This window comes from Sphingobacterium sp. E70 (genome assembly GCF_019285695.1).
Classification (GTDB): Bacteria; Bacteroidota; Bacteroidia; order Sphingobacteriales; family Sphingobacteriaceae; genus Sphingobacterium; species Sphingobacterium detergens.
This window is the reverse complement of record NZ_CP079104.1, coordinates 2,394,332-2,410,020: the sequence shown is the minus strand read 5'-3', so window position 1 is coordinate 2,410,020 and position 15,689 is coordinate 2,394,332. Positions and strand designations below refer to the sequence as shown.

General features: G+C 38.0%; 26 protein-coding genes and 1 pseudogene. 1 reads left to right on the top strand and 26 read right to left on the bottom strand.

The annotated features are described in order from the left end of the window. Positions 1-4: 4 nt before the first annotated feature. From KUH03_RS17165 to KUH03_RS17040, 26 genes and pseudogenes are all read right to left on the bottom strand, one after another. Positions 5-958, bottom strand: coding sequence for a thioredoxin family protein (locus tag KUH03_RS17165; RefSeq protein WP_257095115.1), 954 nt, complete (start codon positions 956-958; stop codon positions 5-7). A 43-nt stretch (positions 959-1,001) separates the two neighbouring features. Beyond that, the gene (locus KUH03_RS17160) at positions 1,002-1,391 is read right to left on the bottom strand and encodes a hypothetical protein (RefSeq protein WP_257095113.1); all 390 of its coding nucleotides are present in this window, start codon (positions 1,389-1,391) and stop codon (positions 1,002-1,004) included. After that, complete coding sequence (locus KUH03_RS17155; protein ID WP_257097058.1) at positions 1,369-2,025, bottom strand: retropepsin-like aspartic protease; 657 nt, start codon at positions 2,023-2,025, stop codon at positions 1,369-1,371. Before KUH03_RS17155 ends, KUH03_RS17160 begins: the two co-directional genes overlap by 23 nt. A 509-nt stretch (positions 2,026-2,534) precedes the next feature. Further along, positions 2,535-2,717, bottom strand: a complete 183-nt coding sequence (locus KUH03_RS17150) for a hypothetical protein (RefSeq protein ID WP_257095111.1) — start codon at positions 2,715-2,717, stop codon at positions 2,535-2,537. An 11-nt stretch (positions 2,718-2,728) separates the two neighbouring features. After that, positions 2,729-3,112, bottom strand: coding sequence for a TlpA disulfide reductase family protein (locus tag KUH03_RS17145; protein WP_257095109.1), 384 nt, complete (start codon positions 3,110-3,112; stop codon positions 2,729-2,731). Between the two features lie 32 nt (positions 3,113-3,144). Continuing rightward, a complete protein-coding gene (locus tag KUH03_RS17140) occupies positions 3,145-3,705 on the bottom strand; it encodes a DUF4369 domain-containing protein (RefSeq protein ID WP_257095108.1) in 561 nt (186 codons plus the stop codon). A gap of 2 nt (positions 3,706-3,707) precedes the next feature. Beyond that, positions 3,708-3,977 carry a hypothetical protein gene (locus tag KUH03_RS17135; protein ID WP_257095106.1) on the bottom strand — a complete coding sequence of 90 codons (270 nt, stop codon included), beginning with the start codon at positions 3,975-3,977 and terminating at the stop codon, positions 3,708-3,710. Next, on the bottom strand, positions 3,950-5,086 hold the full coding sequence (locus tag KUH03_RS17130) for a TlpA disulfide reductase family protein (RefSeq protein ID WP_257095104.1): 1,137 nt from the start codon (positions 5,084-5,086) through the stop codon (positions 3,950-3,952). The genes KUH03_RS17135 and KUH03_RS17130 overlap by 28 nt, the downstream gene beginning before the upstream one ends. Before the next feature lie 157 nt (positions 5,087-5,243). Further along, entirely contained in the window at positions 5,244-5,843 is a 600-nt protein-coding gene (locus tag KUH03_RS17125; RefSeq protein ID WP_257095102.1) for a hypothetical protein, read from the bottom strand. Continuing rightward, on the bottom strand, positions 5,828-6,298 hold the full coding sequence (locus KUH03_RS17120; RefSeq protein ID WP_257095100.1) for a hypothetical protein: 471 nt from the start codon (positions 6,296-6,298) through the stop codon (positions 5,828-5,830). The genes KUH03_RS17125 and KUH03_RS17120 overlap by 16 nt, the downstream gene beginning before the upstream one ends. Before the next feature lie 40 nt (positions 6,299-6,338). Next, positions 6,339-6,599, bottom strand: a complete 261-nt coding sequence (locus KUH03_RS17115) for a PKD-like family lipoprotein (RefSeq protein ID WP_257095098.1) — start codon at positions 6,597-6,599, stop codon at positions 6,339-6,341. A 45-nt stretch (positions 6,600-6,644) separates the two neighbouring features. After that, positions 6,645-6,830, bottom strand: a complete 186-nt coding sequence (locus KUH03_RS17110) for a hypothetical protein (RefSeq protein WP_257095088.1) — start codon at positions 6,828-6,830, stop codon at positions 6,645-6,647. A gap of 2 nt (positions 6,831-6,832) precedes the next feature. After that, positions 6,833-7,441, bottom strand: coding sequence for a DUF4843 domain-containing protein (locus tag KUH03_RS17105; RefSeq protein ID WP_257095086.1), 609 nt, complete (start codon positions 7,439-7,441; stop codon positions 6,833-6,835). A 95-nt stretch (positions 7,442-7,536) separates the two neighbouring features. After that, positions 7,537-8,094, bottom strand: coding sequence for a RagB/SusD family nutrient uptake outer membrane protein (locus tag KUH03_RS17100; protein WP_257095084.1), 558 nt, complete (start codon positions 8,092-8,094; stop codon positions 7,537-7,539). Further along, positions 8,078-8,260, bottom strand: coding sequence for a hypothetical protein (locus tag KUH03_RS17095; protein ID WP_257095082.1), 183 nt, complete (start codon positions 8,258-8,260; stop codon positions 8,078-8,080). The genes KUH03_RS17100 and KUH03_RS17095 overlap by 17 nt, the downstream gene beginning before the upstream one ends. Positions 8,261-8,325: 65 nt before the next feature. Continuing rightward, the gene (locus KUH03_RS17090) at positions 8,326-8,898 is read right to left on the bottom strand and encodes a RagB/SusD family nutrient uptake outer membrane protein (protein WP_257095081.1); all 573 of its coding nucleotides are present in this window, start codon (positions 8,896-8,898) and stop codon (positions 8,326-8,328) included. Positions 8,899-8,902: 4 nt separating this feature from the next. Then, entirely contained in the window at positions 8,903-10,192 is a 1,290-nt protein-coding gene (locus KUH03_RS17085; protein ID WP_257095072.1) for a hypothetical protein, read from the bottom strand. Positions 10,193-10,221: 29 nt separating this feature from the next. After that, positions 10,222-10,563: a hypothetical protein gene (locus KUH03_RS17080; RefSeq protein WP_257095070.1), complete on the bottom strand. Its 342-nt coding sequence runs from the start codon at positions 10,561-10,563 to the stop codon at positions 10,222-10,224. 41 nt (positions 10,564-10,604) lie between these two features. Then, positions 10,605-11,297 carry a hypothetical protein gene (locus KUH03_RS17075; protein WP_257097056.1) on the bottom strand — a complete coding sequence of 231 codons (693 nt, stop codon included), beginning with the start codon at positions 11,295-11,297 and terminating at the stop codon, positions 10,605-10,607. Continuing rightward, positions 11,277-11,522, bottom strand: a pseudogene (locus tag KUH03_RS17070) (hypothetical protein); the annotation flags it as partial. The pseudogene KUH03_RS17070 and the gene KUH03_RS17075, both read right to left, overlap by 21 nt. A gap of 11 nt (positions 11,523-11,533) precedes the next feature. After that, positions 11,534-11,842 (bottom strand): carboxypeptidase-like regulatory domain-containing protein, encoded by a 309-nt coding sequence (locus tag KUH03_RS17065; protein ID WP_257095068.1) that lies wholly within the window; start codon positions 11,840-11,842, stop codon positions 11,534-11,536. A gap of 101 nt (positions 11,843-11,943) precedes the next feature. Further along, positions 11,944-12,111, bottom strand: coding sequence for a hypothetical protein (locus tag KUH03_RS17060; RefSeq protein ID WP_257095066.1), 168 nt, complete (start codon positions 12,109-12,111; stop codon positions 11,944-11,946). Between the two features lie 512 nt (positions 12,112-12,623). Beyond that, positions 12,624-12,773, bottom strand: a complete 150-nt coding sequence (locus KUH03_RS17055) for a DUF4974 domain-containing protein (protein WP_257095064.1) — start codon at positions 12,771-12,773, stop codon at positions 12,624-12,626. A gap of 113 nt (positions 12,774-12,886) precedes the next feature. Continuing rightward, a complete protein-coding gene (locus KUH03_RS17050; RefSeq protein ID WP_257095063.1) occupies positions 12,887-13,411 on the bottom strand; it encodes a FecR family protein in 525 nt (174 codons plus the stop codon). Positions 13,412-13,446: 35 nt separating this feature from the next. Next, positions 13,447-13,653, bottom strand: coding sequence for a hypothetical protein (locus KUH03_RS17045; protein ID WP_257095062.1), 207 nt, complete (start codon positions 13,651-13,653; stop codon positions 13,447-13,449). 121 nt (positions 13,654-13,774) lie between these two features. Then, positions 13,775-14,254 (bottom strand): sigma-70 family RNA polymerase sigma factor, encoded by a 480-nt coding sequence (locus tag KUH03_RS17040; RefSeq protein WP_257095061.1) that lies wholly within the window; start codon positions 14,252-14,254, stop codon positions 13,775-13,777. Between the two features lie 498 nt (positions 14,255-14,752). On the opposite strand from KUH03_RS17040, the gene KUH03_RS17035 reads away from it, so the two are divergent. Then, positions 14,753-15,436, top strand: coding sequence for a LacI family DNA-binding transcriptional regulator (locus tag KUH03_RS17035; RefSeq protein ID WP_257095060.1), 684 nt, complete (start codon positions 14,753-14,755; stop codon positions 15,434-15,436). Positions 15,437-15,689 lie beyond the last annotated feature (253 nt).

Here is a 15,689-nt window from a genome sequence, read left to right as displayed (position 1 = left end):
GATTTCAGGATTTTGGGATTTTTGACTGATCCATAATGACCGGTCCGAAGGCGTTGCTGCGTTCATCCCAAGTCGGATAGAGCTTATATTCATCAATCAGCGCAAAATAGCTGGCCGCATTTTGGGAGCCGGTATAGTAACCGCTAACAAAACCAGGTAAAAATACCGCCCACAATTTATCATTGAACGTAGGGCGTATATAGCTCAACATGGTCTTTAGGCTATCCAATTGCTGTCCTGCTCCATATTGTTTACTTTTTGCTTTGGCAATTGCTGAAATTTTGTTGCGGAGTAGATTTCCGCCATATCGTTTAATTAATTCTGGAAGATTGGCGTAAGCCCAGTTATTGTATTTTGTAAAGGAGGTCACGCTATTGGCCAAAAAAGCAGTCTCATTGAACAGGTCTTTTTGTTGCCCGAGGTAGCTTTCAAGTTCCGAAAAATCATGTTTTTCTCCGGTTTTGATAAACCGCTCGCTGTAAGCCGCTGGATAATTGTTTTCCAAGCTATTGTTAAATGCGAGGTATTGGCCAGATTTATTGCGATGGACTGCATCCTTTAATAGAGGAACAAATCGGTCTACGCCAAAGAAACCAGATTCGGTCATTATGGTTTTACCTTCGGGGCTTACGATGACATAAGTTGGAAATCCTGGAGCACCGTATTTTCGGGCTAATTTCTTTCCGTCTTCCTCTTTCATGACATCTGTTTTGTACAAAATATAATTGTCGTTGAGTTCCTTTGTAACTACCGGATCCGGAAATACCTGTTTGTCCATTTCTGCACAGGGCATACATCCAACAAAATACAGATCTATCAGGATGAGTTTGTTTTCTTTTTTTGCCTGCTGCTGGCATTCCGCATAACTGCCTTGGAAGATCTTTTCCTGGGCAATAGCCCCGTATGTACAGAATACACCGTAATAGGCTATGACAATATAAAAAATAAGCTTTTTCATATAATTTGTTTTGAGAATTAAGGGTATTATATTTTTAGCGTGATCAGATGTTTATGGTATGATCATCAGTCGTGGTAATGGAAATAGAATCTCCTGTTGCTTTTAATCGAATCTCATCTATCAGGGTTGGTTTTTTTTTCAATTGATCGACCGTATATTTGTCTATGCGTTGGATCAACGCACCTGATTTTAGACCACTTGGATCGTCCGCAGCACCTACAGCGCCAAGTGCTCTCAACTTTCCGGTATTATCCCAGCCAAACTGATAATTCTTAACTAAAAAGTCCTGCGGGTGGGCATGTAATCTATTGGGTGAGAAATATACCTCACCTTCTGCCAGATTTATGGTGATATTATAGCGGCTTAAGAGGCGAACCCCAATTGAGCCATCGAAACCAGGTTGCCAATGTTCATTGCCGGCACTCCCGCCCATTAGTGTTACAGGCAAGCCCTGCATGGGGGAGAGGAGAGATGGCAAATTGGTAGCTTTTGCCCGCAAAAGTGGGTGAGGAAACTCCCATACTTACGGTCGCGGCCTGAGCTTCGGGTTTGAACCCGCTAACAAGTAGTTTGTTTTGGCGTACAAAAGGACGGAAGCAGATCAGGTCATATGAAGCTCCTGTGTCGAAAACGAAATGTCCGGAATAGCTCTTGTCTTTAACGATCTCAAGCTGTCCGGGTAATATCATTACCCCTGCAGGCATTGTAATTGGCACCGCAGTTCCTTTGCCATGGTATTGAAAATCGCCGAAATCGTACAAGGAAATCGTATTTTTATCGTAGTCGATATGCGTGATAAATTGGCGTATCAGGGTATTACCAATAATGCCATCCCCTTCTTTGCCCATTTCAGGAAAGATGGCAATACCCTGTCCTGCCAGTTTAAGCGTGTCTAAGAGAATGTTATTGTTGTCAGATACCTGAATTTTTGTATTTCCGCCGACGACTGAAGCGTTATTTTCACGCGTGATCTTTAGGCCAATAGCATCTGCAAGTTGCTGGTTTACGGCCATTCCATCCGCTCCGGTGTCAAAAAGGAGTCTTAAGGGCTTTTCGTATCCATTGATTTTTACCTGCAGGTAAATGGACCCATTCTTGTTTTCAAACGGAATGACCGCCCGTAATTTGGGTTTGCTTTCCTTTTTAACCCATAAAGCTGATCAAAAGACTGAAATAGATTAGTTTTCCCTTAGGATCAACTAGCGCTTGGTTGCTTGTTGTCTTACCCTTTGTATCTGTAACCTCTATTTGAAGTAATGTTCCTCTTTTTGTTTTCTTTTCCGATAGAATATTGACGGTTTTTAGGGGTAATTTTTAATGATTTGGTTTAAGCGGAAGCTTGCTCCAGCACCAGTATGTCCTGCTACGGAAAAATTTTGTGCGAGCTCAGCGGTTATTAAAGAGGTGTCTTTTGTTCAAAGCATGTGAGTAATTTAGCCGGCAATTGGGTTGTTAACTGAGCTTTTGACCACGATGCCCAAGCTGTTAACAGCAAGAGACCTCCGGCTTTTATAATGGGTTTATAAGACATGGTTATACGGAATAAATTAGGGATTTAGTAAAGTATATAAAAGGATTAGAAGCCGTAGATCTTTTCCAGAGCAACGTCAATGTCATTTGTTGCAGAGGCTATAACGCGCAAAATGATTTTTCCATTTTCGTCCACGAGGATTTTTGTTGGAAAACCACTGATCTGATATTCTTTCACAATATCCATTTGCTCTTTGTTCTCGTTGTTTAGCACATTTGTCCAAGACAAGTTGAGTTCTTCTATGGCTTTGTGCCAGCTCGTTTTGGATTCTTCCAGTGTTTTCCTCTTTCTTGGGCAATACCGATGATTTCAAAACCTTTATTTTTGTAGCGATTGTAAAGCTGTTGCAGGTGCGGCATACTAGCGCGGCAGGGACCACACCAACTGCCCCAAAAATCAAGTAGGATAATGCGCCCTTGCATCTTTTCTAATTTAAAAGGTGTTCCGCTGGCAGTGGTCCGCGAAAACAGTGGTGCTGCTTTCCCTTTCGCGGTCACGCTTTCTTTTGCGATTGTCGAGGCTATTGCTGTCCCTATGTCTGTTGATTTGTAGTTGGGATCAAGACCGTTAAAGGCTAATTTATAGTCTTCGGAAGTATAGCTAGACTGCATTCTATAGAGCAAAAATAAACTGGCATAGGATTTAGGATGATTTTCTATAAATTTTTCTGAAGATCATTTTCCTTTTTGCCCAATTGACTAAGCTGTTCGAGTATGATTTTTCCTTCTGTAGATTCAGCGCTTACCTTTCCCTCGAGAATTGGACGGTATAATCTATTTTTTTGCGTTACAAATCCCGCTGTAGACTGACGCAGATTGTTATATTCATTGTTTTCTTCTCCACCTTTGACTTGTGCTAAATTAAGCTCCTCGGAATTTCCGTCTATAAGGATATCATCTTCAGAAATAAAAATATTGAGCGGATGACGCATGACCTGTTGTAATGCGTTGGCGTTTGGATCTTTGCCGATAGTCCTTAAGGTAGCATCAACGATCCGTGGTTGTTTTGGGATCTTGATTTCAAATGATCCATCATTTATCGGAGTTGAAAAACCTAGTCTTTTTCCTTGATAGTCAGTAAAAGAAACGCTTAATTTCGTGGCAGGATCTGCCGTGGGCGATGTAATTTTTCCTTTAATTGTAACGCTATCACCCTGCGCAGATAGAAGCGAGGGCGATAACGTTAAAAATAGGAAGTAAATCCAAAGTTTGTTCATACCTATTTCGTTGCTAATACTTTTTCCAGGAGTTGTTTTAATTCTGGGTTCGATGGACGTGGTGAATCTATGGTGACAACTTTTCCCTGTCTGTCAAAAACCATAAAGCGCGGGATACCCGTAATTTTATAATATTTGGCAAAATCTCCCCATCCGGAAGCAAAAAGCTGCAGGCCACCGAGTTGCTCATCCTTAATCATTTTTAGCCATTTCACTTTATCTTTTTCTTCATCAACCGAGATACTTACCACCTGAACATCGGTACCATACATTTCTTTCTCAAGTTTTTGAGATGCGGTATTTCTGCTTTGCAGGGGCCACACCAGGTTGCCCATACGTCGATTAAAACTACTTTTCCCTTTAAATCGGCGAATTTTATGGTTTTTCCGTTATCGTCAGGAAAAGAAAAGTTAAGCCCTTGGTCTCCACTTTTTAGCTGAGCCATATCATTCATGATTCCAATGGCGCGTTTCTTTTGAGTTGCTGTCTTAAAATACGACTGATACTTATCTGCGGCTTCCTTATAGCTGGCATAATCTTTTTGTCTTGCTAGATAATTCAGGATAGCATCACCCTTTAAAGTGTCATTGGGAAGGAAATCCAGATCTTGCTGGAGACCAGTGATGCCTTTTCCCTGAGGAATATTTGCCGTACGACGAGATACAAATGAGATCGCGTTTAACGTACGGTTTGCCCATGGAGTTTGATAGACTAACGCGGCGTTTTTTGCGAAGTTGGCTAACGTTAGGCTTTTGTAATAATCCGTATACTCTTCTACCGCAGGATGTGCTGAACGTGGTGTATTGAGGAAGTTCGTCGCATTGGCAGCAAGATCCCATTGGATATAATCCTGCAATTTGCTGTCAAACCTGGAGTTTCCACTTTTATTATTTTTAGTGAAGGTATTTGCTTTGGCAACAACAGTCTCTAGGTCGGGGAAAAAATCCACAAAAGTACTCTGAACTTTCATCCAGTAGAATGCTTTTTGTTCCACGGGGCTTACTTCGTCGTGCCAGCGGCTGAGGATCTGATTTTCCTTGCTGTTATTTGTTCCGGTCAATTGGTAGTTTTTTTCGGAGATGGTAAACTCAAGTTGATCACCCGGTTTGAAGTAGAAGATATTATTATCGGTCTGACTGCCTGTTGTTCCTGAACCAATAGCATAAAATCCTTCGTATTCAGGGTAGAAGGTGAAGCCAAACTTTTTATCCAATAGTGGTTGTGCTGAAGCAATCTCAACCATATCACCTTCTAAAACTTTAAAAAGTTTAACCGGTTTGACAAATTCTTTGTCGAATATGCCTTTGATTTGAACTGGTGATTGAGCAAATAATAAGTTGCAAGATAGCAAGGATATGGTTGTAATGATTTGATATTTCATAATATTAATTATTTAGATTATTCTCTATATGATACGTCCACGATTTTGCCAAAACCGTCATATGATTCGCTTAGCTTTGGCATTTCCGACAAACTTATTTCGTAGAAGTCCATTTTTCCACTTGTGTTGGGGTTAGCGGGATCGTAGGTACATATCATCATTTTTTTGCAAATTCTTTGTACCGGGTATTATTTTTATTGTAAACTAACTTTTGAAATTTTAGCAGGCTAATTTTTCTCGAGCCTAGGTCCAGAATTTGGGTATACGATTTTGAGAAGGGGTTATATTGGAAAACTTTATTTCCTATTGTGTAAATAATATATCCAAAATTTGGATCGACGGCATAAAATTCAGCCTGATCAAGTAGGCTTGATTGATTCACGATTTCAGATTCAAGTGGACTAAATACTGTACCATTATGGACAAATCTTAGAAGTTTTATTTCATTGGTTGTTTTACTTTTAAGGATTGCATAAAATTGATTTGTTGCAGTTAATGCCCTTTCCATATATAAAAGATCCATTTTCATGTTTTCGGGGCTAAATTTATCAGGATCAGATGAAGATGGTATAAGTAATGCTGGATTCGTGCCATTTAACACTAAAAACCGTTGATTATCCGTGTCAAAGACAACTAAGAATGCATTGAAATTACCTGAGTAATCTGCCATATACTTCGAAATATTTAATCTTGATCCAGTGCTCAGACGGTTTAATGTTGGACCATACATTGCTGCTTGCGTCACATTCTCATGCATAAGAATATTTTCGTTATCAAGAACGTAGGATAAAGTACTGCTTCCTGTGATCTTATTACTTCAGCATGATAATTAGCTGGCGTAGGACGCATAACCTCAGTTTTCAAATTTCGATAATCTGTCCAGGTACGTGCTTCATTATTTATACTGAAAGTTTCTTGATCGGTACCGACATAGATTCTATTAGAATATTTGTTGTTAAAGATATCCCGATTATATAGATAGTAAACGAGTTTGGGTTTTCCTTTTAGCTTTAGACCTCCATAGACTTCCATGATATTTTTATAACGTACGTATTTCATTTCCGCGAGCTGATAACTGAGCATGTCGAGTTGGGCTTGCCCTTCTATATCATTTAAAACTAACCAACCATCTGCTAGTTCGGATGTGACCGTTAAATCAGCTGTTTTTGTAAATTGATAATCAGTCTTTTTATTTTTGATCCTGTAATACAATTTGTATACTCCTGGGGCAAAGTAATTGTCGTGTCCAGATTTATGTTTGTACCAAGGTCTTTTTTACATCAGCATTAAGGGCTGACGAAGAGGTGTTTATAGTAAACCATTCGAAACTAAAATCCTCAGAATTAAATGTTGTATTGTCGCTTAGTGTTATTTTAGGATTAATTTTAAATTCCCGTTGATTGAATGCTGTATAACTTGAATCAATTCCTTCAATAGTAATTTCACTTAATTCAGTATAGTTGTAATTGCCAAGATCTTTATTACAGGAATGGAAAAGAACCGTAATAAACAATATAGCACTATAAATTATAGATATATTTTTCATTGTTATCATTATTTATTGTACATAAACTCCCATTTTCATTGGTAGGCCATCTTCATCTAGGATTGGAGTTCCCAATGCTTCCATTTCGCTCAGGTATGAGTGCATTCCCTTTCCCCATGCAAGTATAGCGATTGTGCTAGGGGCATAATTGGTAGACGTTACTTCATCTATATCGAGATCATATCGCTCAACAATCATTTTCAGTTTTTTCCTGAAAAATTTCCAAGATATCCAATGATAAAGCTGGCAATTGATGATTGTGCTGGGTCCCAAAACCATGGAGTTCCGGGAATATTATTGGCGGAAAAAGTAAATTGTGTATAATAATCTAAATACTGGCTATTGCCGCTTCCGATAGCTTGCGAATACATATCAGTTTTAAAATTTTCATTTTCCTTTAAATCTAATTTTAATAGTAATGTATTTTCTGAAAGTTCTTTGGACCTATATATCTTCAATCTAATAGTATCTTTAAGTTGCCCTGCTCTAATGCTGAAATATTTTTCCGAGAAATCATAATCTCGGCCCTCTAATAGGGTGCTGGCGGGATCTACAACGACATTGTATTTGCGATCATTTGTGGTCTTAGGTCCAGTAGATGCTACCACAATGTCGAAATACCCTTCTTTTATCGTCGGATCAAAATAGCCCATAGATAAATAACCCGAAGAATTGGGAAGATGTGTACCTGATATTGTCTTGTTATTAAAATATATGTTATTGCTGCCGGAATATAAGTCCAATGTTTGCTTTTTGCAGGAGATTAAGGATAATATAGCGCAGAGAATGGTAAAATTAAATGTTTTCATAATCATTATTTTTTATCTTGGTTCCGTTTCAGAAAGTGGAATAGGAAACGTAAAATTATCAGCTACCATGGTCTTATTCGTCGTAGTTGCGCCATTTATAGTCGGAACATTATTTCTCTTATAGTAGTACCATAACTGTCCTTCCCCATAGAATTCTTTACGATACTCTTTTTTTTTATGTTCTCTAATAAACCAGCTTCGTTCGGTAAGGCATTACAATTCCGGTTAATACGTAATTCATTCAAGTAGGCTAATGCTTTAATAGGATCTTGTTCGCTCTCCGCGGCGATTAAAAATATTTCGCTTAATCTAATGCCTGGAACTGTGTATCTGTAATTTCGGTTAACGTTGTTTTCGATATCGCGATATTTATAGAAAACGGGATATGTTTTGCCGCCATCTGTTCTCCAGTTTGTGCTATATCGGTAATCATTTTCCCAGTTTTCATATACTGTATTCAGAAATTTATTAGTCGTTCCTGAACATAAAATATAACGGTCTTCAAGCGCTGGGTTGAAAAGCTCATCGAAGGTTCGATAGAGTTTCGGGTTTTCAAAAGCAAACAATAATTCTTTCGAAAAAATCCGGTTGATAATTGATGTATTGCTTAAATCTGAGGACTGAATCCAAGGGAATTTATTTTTTTGAAGCAATGATAATTTCAGCGGCTTTTAATGCTTCTGTTTTGTCTCCTGCATACAATTGTATTCTAGCTTGTAAACCTTTTATCGCAAAATAATTAAAATGATAGTTCCTAAATTGGAGAAAAGGCTTACTCCCTAATTCAACCGCACCAGTAGTTTGATCTACTTTGTCCATCGATAGAACAGGATCGAACTTTTGTAAAAGATTCTCGGCGATTTGTAGGTCCCCTAAAATATTTTTTAAGACATAAGAACTTTTTGAGTATGGGGCAGCTTCATATGAGGTATTCTTATAATAAGGAATTCTTTCTGATTCAGGATCCAAAGTATAGGCTGGTGCAAACATTCGAGTAGATCAAAATATATAAATGCTCTAGCTGCGAGCGCTTCTCCGCGCATCATTGCTAGGGTCTGTTCATCTAATACACTGCCATACGTATCAAGATTTTCTAAGAAGCGATTGATATTGGTGATATTGACATACAAATTTGTCCAAATGTTATCAATTTTCTCTTTGACACCTTTATCTCCATAGTTAAAGATGACGAGTTGCTTGCGTAGATCACTTTGGGAGGTAGAAATGTAATAGGTTTGTGCGAGAATATCTAGTGTCTCTAAATTAATTTCTCTACCATATAAGTTATTGCTGCTTAGATTCAAATAAATACCGTTCAATGCATCATAGAATCCAGCGGGCGTCTTGAACACCTCCTCTTCGATAAATTTGTCTTCAGGTTTAACATCTAACCATTTGTTACAGCTTGCTAGACTTATCGCTATGAATAGCAAAGGGATTATAATTTTGTTTTTCATTATCTTATTTGAAAGTAGCGTTTAAACTTAGAGATACTGAACGGGTAAAAGGATAATCAATACCACGCTCCCTTCTTATAGTTGAGGTATAGAAAATGTCATTCAAGAAGGCGTTGATACGTAGTGATGATAATTTGGCTTGATCTAACCATCTGTTGTTTCTAAATTCATAACCCAGATTAATCGATTCTCCACTAAATGAATTTTCACGTTGAATAAATCGGGAAGACATAGGCGTTGTATTAGTAATGCTGATAGCTTTAAATTGTGTAACATCACCAGGTTGTTGCCAGCGTTCGTATAAAGCTCGTTTGTCTTGATTGTTTTCAACATTGTCTTTTGATATATTTTCAACCTTATTAAATAATGCTGTGTTGAAATTATCTTTTCTCAAAATATACCTAATCATAACATTGGCAGTGAATCCTTTATAGGCAAATGTGCTTCTCAATATTCCTTCTGCTAATGGCTGGGAATTACCTACAGACGTTATATCATCCGAATTGTAATTAAATGTTTGTTGGCCTGATTTTGTTAAGAATACTTCTCGTCCTGTCGTCGGATCGATACCTAGCGACCTAACTGCCCATAAACTATTGGGACTATAACCATCTCGATAGCGAACAAGCGCATTACTTTCTCGCATCTCATTGTTTAATGAGTTGAGCTTATTGTCGAAATTTGCATATTTAGCCTTCATCATTGATCCCGTAATGCCAAAGGTCAAAACTATTCTGTCCTGAGGCCGGTAGATAGGAGAGAAGCTTATCGTCGATTCTAAACCCTTATAATCTAGTGTTCCAGCATTAAAGGGATAGGCTGAAAGACCTGTAGATGATGGTAAAGTAACTGCTACCAATGGATCGGTATATTTATCATATGCGTTTAATTGGACATTCAATTTATTGTTAAATAATGTCGCGTCCATGCCAACGCTAATTTGCCTTGTGCGTTGCCATTCTAAATCTGGCGCTCCAAGTGCGGATAGTGATATTCCTTGTCCAAACCTATTTATATCTGTGTTATAATTAAATACGGATTGGCTTACATTTCCAAAATTTTGATTCCCTGTTATACCAATATTTCCTCTTAATCTTAAGACATTGACCCAGGGAATATTTTTAAAAAAGTTTTCTTTATTGGCATTCCAACTTATTCCAGCTGAATAATAAGGAGAGAATAGATTATTGGATCCAAAACTTGTAGAGCCATCAAGATTATAGTTTAAATCCAGGTTGTATTTTTGTGCATAAGAATAATTTACGGATCCTACGATAGAGGTTCTTCTCGTCACCCTATTTGACGCAGAAGGCTTGGAATCTGTCAGGAATCCAAAAGCAAAATTTGATTTCCATTGCTTGCAGCAGGAAATCCAACTGCAGTATAGCCATTTATTGAGTTTCGGGATTCACTTATTTCTCCGCGTAAATTTGCCGTGAGCGAATGATTTGTTCTAAAAGTCCGGAAGTAAGTCAGCATAGCATTTGTAGTAAAACTAAATGCAGAAGCCTCACTATGTATCAGATTTCCTTTCTTAGCGTTTTCTAATCCATCAAACTTTGTGTTTAAAGGAGAAGTAAAGTCATTTGAATTTGTTAACCCTTTGCTTATCTGGCCGCTTGCTGTTAAGCGTAAAGATTGGTTGATGTCGTATGTCATCATCAAATTATTGTTGATGATATAGTTCTTTCCCTCATTGAAACTATTTAGATTAGCATTATAGAGGGGATTCGATATAGATAGGGTGCTACCACCCACTGTAGAGGGGCTCTATAGGCAAGATACTTTTCGCTGGAAGACAATTTTTCGAAATATGGGTTTGTATTTACCCAAGTAGAAAAAGACCCATAAGGAGATTCATTACTTTTATATCCAGTAACAAATGCTCTATTCGCAATATTTATTTTCCCTGTTCTGTAATTTAAATTGATATTTGCTCCCCAGTCTTCGCGTCCAGAGCCTTTCATTGCTCCTTTTGTTTTCTTATAGTTAGTGCCAATGTCAAAAATTACTGCGCCTTCACCCCCACGAGCACTCAGGGAATGTCGCTGGGAGAAACCTGTTTGAATAGGCTCTTTTAGCCAATATGTATCTACTCCGCGTAAAACATTCCCAAGACGTTCGTTATAAAGTGCATCCAATTCCAGCTGTTGATTATGGAGGGTAGCAGTGTATCGACCAGAAAGTCTTTCAAATTCTAGCTTTTCACGCGCGTTCATCATATTGTAACTCGATAAATCTGGTAGTTGAGTTTGTAGATCAGTTGTATAGGATAATAAGACTTTTCCTGCTTTCGGTTTGATCGTTTCGACTACTATAACACCATTTGAAGCACGAGATCCATAAATGGCTGTTGATGCTGCATCTTTTAAAATAGTTACCCCTTGAATAATGTTCATGTCAAGATCCATAATGGTTCTGAGATTAGTCTCAAAACCATCTAAAATGAAAAGAGGTTGATTTGGGTCTGTTGAGAACTGATCCCGTAGATTTGAACTAGCAATGCTAGTCTGTCCTCGAAGCTCGATGGTAGGTAACATGTTTGGATTAGATCCAATTGCATTATTCTCAATTTGAATAAATGAGGGATCTAAAGCCCGTAAACTTGCTATTACGTTTTGATTATTAACTGTTTTTAGTTCTTCACCAGTGAATGATGCAGTAGCTCCAGTAAAGCTTTCTTTTTGCGGATCATCATTCCTGTCACCACAACTTCGTCAACTTTAGTTTCGGTCTTTTTAACCTGACAATAAAAGGATGCCCCAAATCTAGCTTGGAACTCGAAACTATCATAGCCAACGGAAGAAACAACAATAGTTTCTCCAGCAGCACTTAGCGGCAAATTAAACGAGCCATCAGCTGCTGAGACGACAGCCTTTTTAGCATTGGATTTGAGTCTTAAGGTTGCTCCTGATACCGGCTTTCCGCTATCGTCTATGACCATACCTTTAATAATCTGTTGAATGATGTTAACCGTTTGATTTATTTGTCTAAAAGCTACTGAGGGCTTCGTTTGGAAATTATTAAATTGATTCTTTTTGATAACTACCGTTTTATCAAAAAGTCATAAGACAGATTTGCTTTGTTGAGAATAACATTTAACGCTTGTTTAAAAGGGGCATCTTTAATTTCAGCAGTTAAATCAATGATCTGGTTGATCTCATTTTTCTTGTAAAAGAATGAATAACCGCTCTGTTTCTCGAGGTTTCTCAAGATCGATTCCAGACTCGATTTTTGCTTTTTAAGCTAATCTGTTGGGCATAGGTGTTTGCATCTACTTGAGACAGACCTAGGCCTAGTAGTAGGGTGATTAAGTTGATCCTCATGAGAGATCTGGATAATGGGCGCGCAAAAAGAGGCTTTTGTTTTCATAAATCCGCCATATGTTGGACGCTAGGTTAGCATCCAAATTGGTCGAATGAAAATCTTTCTCCTTCTTAGTGAACGGAGTTAAGGTAAATTTCATTAAATTCGTTTGGTTTTAACGTGTTAATAATTTAGAAGTTAGACGATACTTTAATACCAATTAAGCTGGACGGGTTCTGCGCCAACAGGATCCGTCTTTTATTGATATTAATAAGCTCTTATTAGGGAGGGAATTTTTCGCTTTTCATTTCGTTAATGGTTTGGTTATGTAATGATTAAGTTAATTCTATTGTTTTTCCCCACAATAGCTTTGGTTTGGATATTTGCATAATTTAAAAGAGCGATGAGCTTTTCTAAGCTTAAATTCCGGGAATTTTTCCTATATATTGACTGGCATTGCTCTTATTATTATAAGTAACATCTATATCATACCATCTTGCGATGTCCTTAAATACCGCTGCGGTATTGGTGCCATCAAAGTAGAATTGTCCGCTTTTCCAGCTAAGCACCTGATCTATATTGATCGTCTTTGACCGGAGTTTTCCATCCTCGGAAAAAGCTTGTTCGTTGGGTCTTAACCTAACAGCGCTATTCTGCTTGGAAACAATAACGGCGCCCTCCTCTAGGCTGGTACGTACGCCTTCCTCTTCCGAATAGGCATTAATATTGAATTTTGTACCCAGTACTTTTGTCTGCTGATTTTTGTCTTAACAATGAAACTTTTGTGATCTTTTGTTTTTGTCACCTGGAAATAGGCCTCACCTTCCAGCTCAACGATACGATCTCCGGATTCAAATGAAGAAGGATAGATTAATTTCGAATCAGCATTAAGGCTAACTAAGGTGCCATCCGCTAAGACTAACTCATACGTAGCGCCTTTGGGCGTTTTTAATATATTTTGCTGGCTAACAATTTTTCCGGTTTTGGCATTTCGATAACTGACCTTTCCCCGCGCATCTTTTGTTAAAATTGTCTCCCCGATTTGAACAGTTTGATTTAACGCTAATGCGTCGAGGTTAATCTGCTTCCCATCTGCCAGCGTGATAATGGCTTTTTCACCTCCCGGAGGAATGGATGCCAATAATTTATTGGAAGCGATGTGTTCTGCTGTGGGCCAGTATTTATAAGCGAAAAAACTGATCAGCAATACAGCCGCAGCTGTACTGACAACCTGTATGTACTTTATCGTAGTGGATTTTTTTCTATTCCGCCGATTTCAGTCAACAAACGATCCTTTACATTCTTTTGAATGGTTGAAAATTGCTTCTCTGGGATTTGATCAGCGGATTGCAGATCAAACCAGTCAAAAAGCTGTTTGCGCTCATCAATATTTTCGGATCGGCTCAGAAAACGGGTAAGTAATTTATATAATTCTTTCACTTGCTTCATAAATAGCAGCGTTATACTGGTTGGTTATAATACAAGTGACGTAAAAGGAGAAGAGCTTCTACTCAAAACGTAAAAAAATATTATTTTGTGAGAATTTCAGTGTAAATAACTGATTAATAGGTTAGAAAAATAACACAAAGTGGAACAGGTGACCTGTCGCCGTGCGTAAATGTCGAATGGCTTTGTTGATATGCTTTTCAACTGTGGACGCACTAATACCCAGTTTTTGTGCAATCTCTTTATTACTCATGTAATATTCCCGGCTCAATTTGAATACTTCCTGACATTTTTGAGGTAGATTTTCTACTTCCTTGGCAACAATGTCAATGACGTACCGGTAATATAGCCGATCTTCAATCGGAATAGATTGATCTTCAAACTCAAGATGTTCAACGCCTTGGGTAACCTGCATTCTCATTTCTTTGCGGTAATGGGCAAGTACCAAATAGCGGCAAGAACTAAATAGATAAGCTGGAAGAGACTCTATTTCTGTAATGAAAGCTCTATTTTTCCAAACTGAAATAAAGAGGTCATGCAGTATATCTTCGGCAGCTTCACGGCTACTGATCTTTTTGAAATAAAAGAAGTTAGATCGGGGCAAATAAATCATACAGCACCGAAAAAGCACGCTGATCCCCTTGTTGTATAAGAGGTAGGAGTTCTTGGTATTGGTATGATCTTGTGTTTTTCATAAGGAGCTAGCAGCCAGTAAATTTAAAAAAAAAATATTTTTCATTATAAGATTGATAAAGTAACCTCGATTTTTACATTTACTTTTAATAATTTATTAAAATACGATAAAATTAAAAATGAACGGTAAATTGCTTATGTGATGGATGTCTTGTTGATAAAATCGCTGTTACGAAAAATTTTCTTAGGATAAGTTGTTTGCTATAGGTGCAATGTTGTAGGAACAACTAAATGTCAGGTGCATAAATGAGGTGGAGGTATTGATATAAGCAAGTGAATAACCGCCAGAATATCTAAAAAGACATTCAGCTAATTTTGCGCAAACGATTGTGTTAGTGTTCCCTTGCCTCAATAAGAGCATATTCTTCATTTTATTTTCTAATTTCACTTAATTTTATGAAATGCTCTTATGGCCAAATCTATTAAAGAAATTGCGCAGGAACTTAATGTTTCCAAATCTACCGTTTCATTGGTGATCAATCATAAAGCCGAACAGGCTCGTATCAGCAAGGAGCTTGAGAGGCGTGTGCTTGATTATGTCGAGAAAGTCGGGTACAAACCCAATTCGCTGGCAAAAAGTTTGGCAACAGGACGTTCGAATACCATTGGCTTGATTGTTGAAAATATAGGCGATTCCTTTTTCGGGCCTTTTGCGCTACATGTCGAAGAGCTTTTGCGTAAGAAAAACTACCATGTACTCTACAGCAGTACTTTAGGAGATCCCCAAAATGCGCAGGACATTATTGATTTTATGCTCGAAAAGAAAGTTGAAGGTATACTGTTGGCACCTACTGTAAATTTGGAGGAGCATCAACGAAAAATCCTGGAAAATAAAGTTCCTTTGGTCGTTTTTGATCGAAATTCACCAGAAGTAGCGACACATTATGTTCATATTGACAACGGTGATAGCAGCTGGAAGGCCTGTTTGCATTTACAGTCAATCGGATGTAAGAACTTTGGGTTGATTACCATTGATTCGGATCAGCCTCAGATGCTGGCACGTAAAAATGCCTACTTGCAATTTTGTGAAGAAACGGGTATGCAAGTGCGGATATTGCAATTACCATACAATCGTTTGCGACAAAAGGTATAGCTGCTTTGCGGAGCTGGGTATCTAAGAATGTGGACTTAGATGGTTTATTTTTTACGACCAATTATCTCTGCATCCTCGGTTTGAAATCGCTTCGTTCTGAAGGAGGGGAACATTTTAATTTTCCGTTGTTTTCTTTTGATGATCATGAATTGTTCGATATATTAAATCCTAAGATCTCATGCATCCAACAACCATTGGAGCCATTGGCAAAAACCTGTCAATGTGAAGGTGTTGTTGAAAGAAATAGATAGCG

Excerpts from the sequence above, each read along its gene's own strand:
- KUH03_RS17125 (WP_257095102.1), bottom strand. The coding sequence starts at position 5,843 with ATGCATGAGAATGTGACGCAAGCAGCAATGTATGGTCCAACATTAAAC.
- KUH03_RS17140 (WP_257095108.1), bottom strand. The coding sequence starts at position 3,705 with ATGAACAAACTTTGGATTTACTTCCTATTTTTAACGTTATCGCCCTCG.
- KUH03_RS17095 (WP_257095082.1), bottom strand. The coding sequence starts at position 8,260 with ATGGACAAAGTAGATCAAACTACTGGTGCGGTTGAATTAGGGAGTAAG.
- KUH03_RS17075 (WP_257097056.1), bottom strand. The coding sequence starts at position 11,297 with ATGAACATTATTCAAGGGGTAACTATTTTAAAAGATGCAGCATCAACA.
- KUH03_RS17090 (WP_257095081.1), bottom strand. The coding sequence starts at position 8,898 with ATGAAAAACAAAATTATAATCCCTTTGCTATTCATAGCGATAAGTCTA.
- KUH03_RS17110 (WP_257095088.1), bottom strand. The coding sequence starts at position 6,830 with ATGATTGTTGAGCGATATGATCTCGATATAGATGAAGTAACGTCTACC.
- KUH03_RS17105 (WP_257095086.1), bottom strand. The coding sequence starts at position 7,441 with ATGAAAACATTTAATTTTACCATTCTCTGCGCTATATTATCCTTAATC.
- KUH03_RS17135 (WP_257095106.1), bottom strand. The coding sequence starts at position 3,977 with ATGTATGGTACCGATGTTCAGGTGGTAAGTATCTCGGTTGATGAAGAA.
- KUH03_RS17165 (WP_257095115.1), bottom strand. The coding sequence starts at position 958 with ATGAAAAAGCTTATTTTTTATATTGTCATAGCCTATTACGGTGTATTC.
- KUH03_RS17160 (WP_257095113.1), bottom strand. The coding sequence starts at position 1,391 with ATGGGCGGGAGTGCCGGCAATGAACATTGGCAACCTGGTTTCGATGGC.
- KUH03_RS17065 (WP_257095068.1), bottom strand. The coding sequence starts at position 11,842 with ATGGTCATAGACGATAGCGGAAAGCCGGTATCAGGAGCAACCTTAAGA.
- KUH03_RS17035 (WP_257095060.1), top strand. The coding sequence starts at position 14,753 with ATGGCCAAATCTATTAAAGAAATTGCGCAGGAACTTAATGTTTCCAAA.
- KUH03_RS17130 (WP_257095104.1), bottom strand. The coding sequence starts at position 5,086 with ATGAAATATCAAATCATTACAACCATATCCTTGCTATCTTGCAACTTA.
- KUH03_RS17045 (WP_257095062.1), bottom strand. The coding sequence starts at position 13,653 with ATGAAGCAAGTGAAAGAATTATATAAATTACTTACCCGTTTTCTGAGC.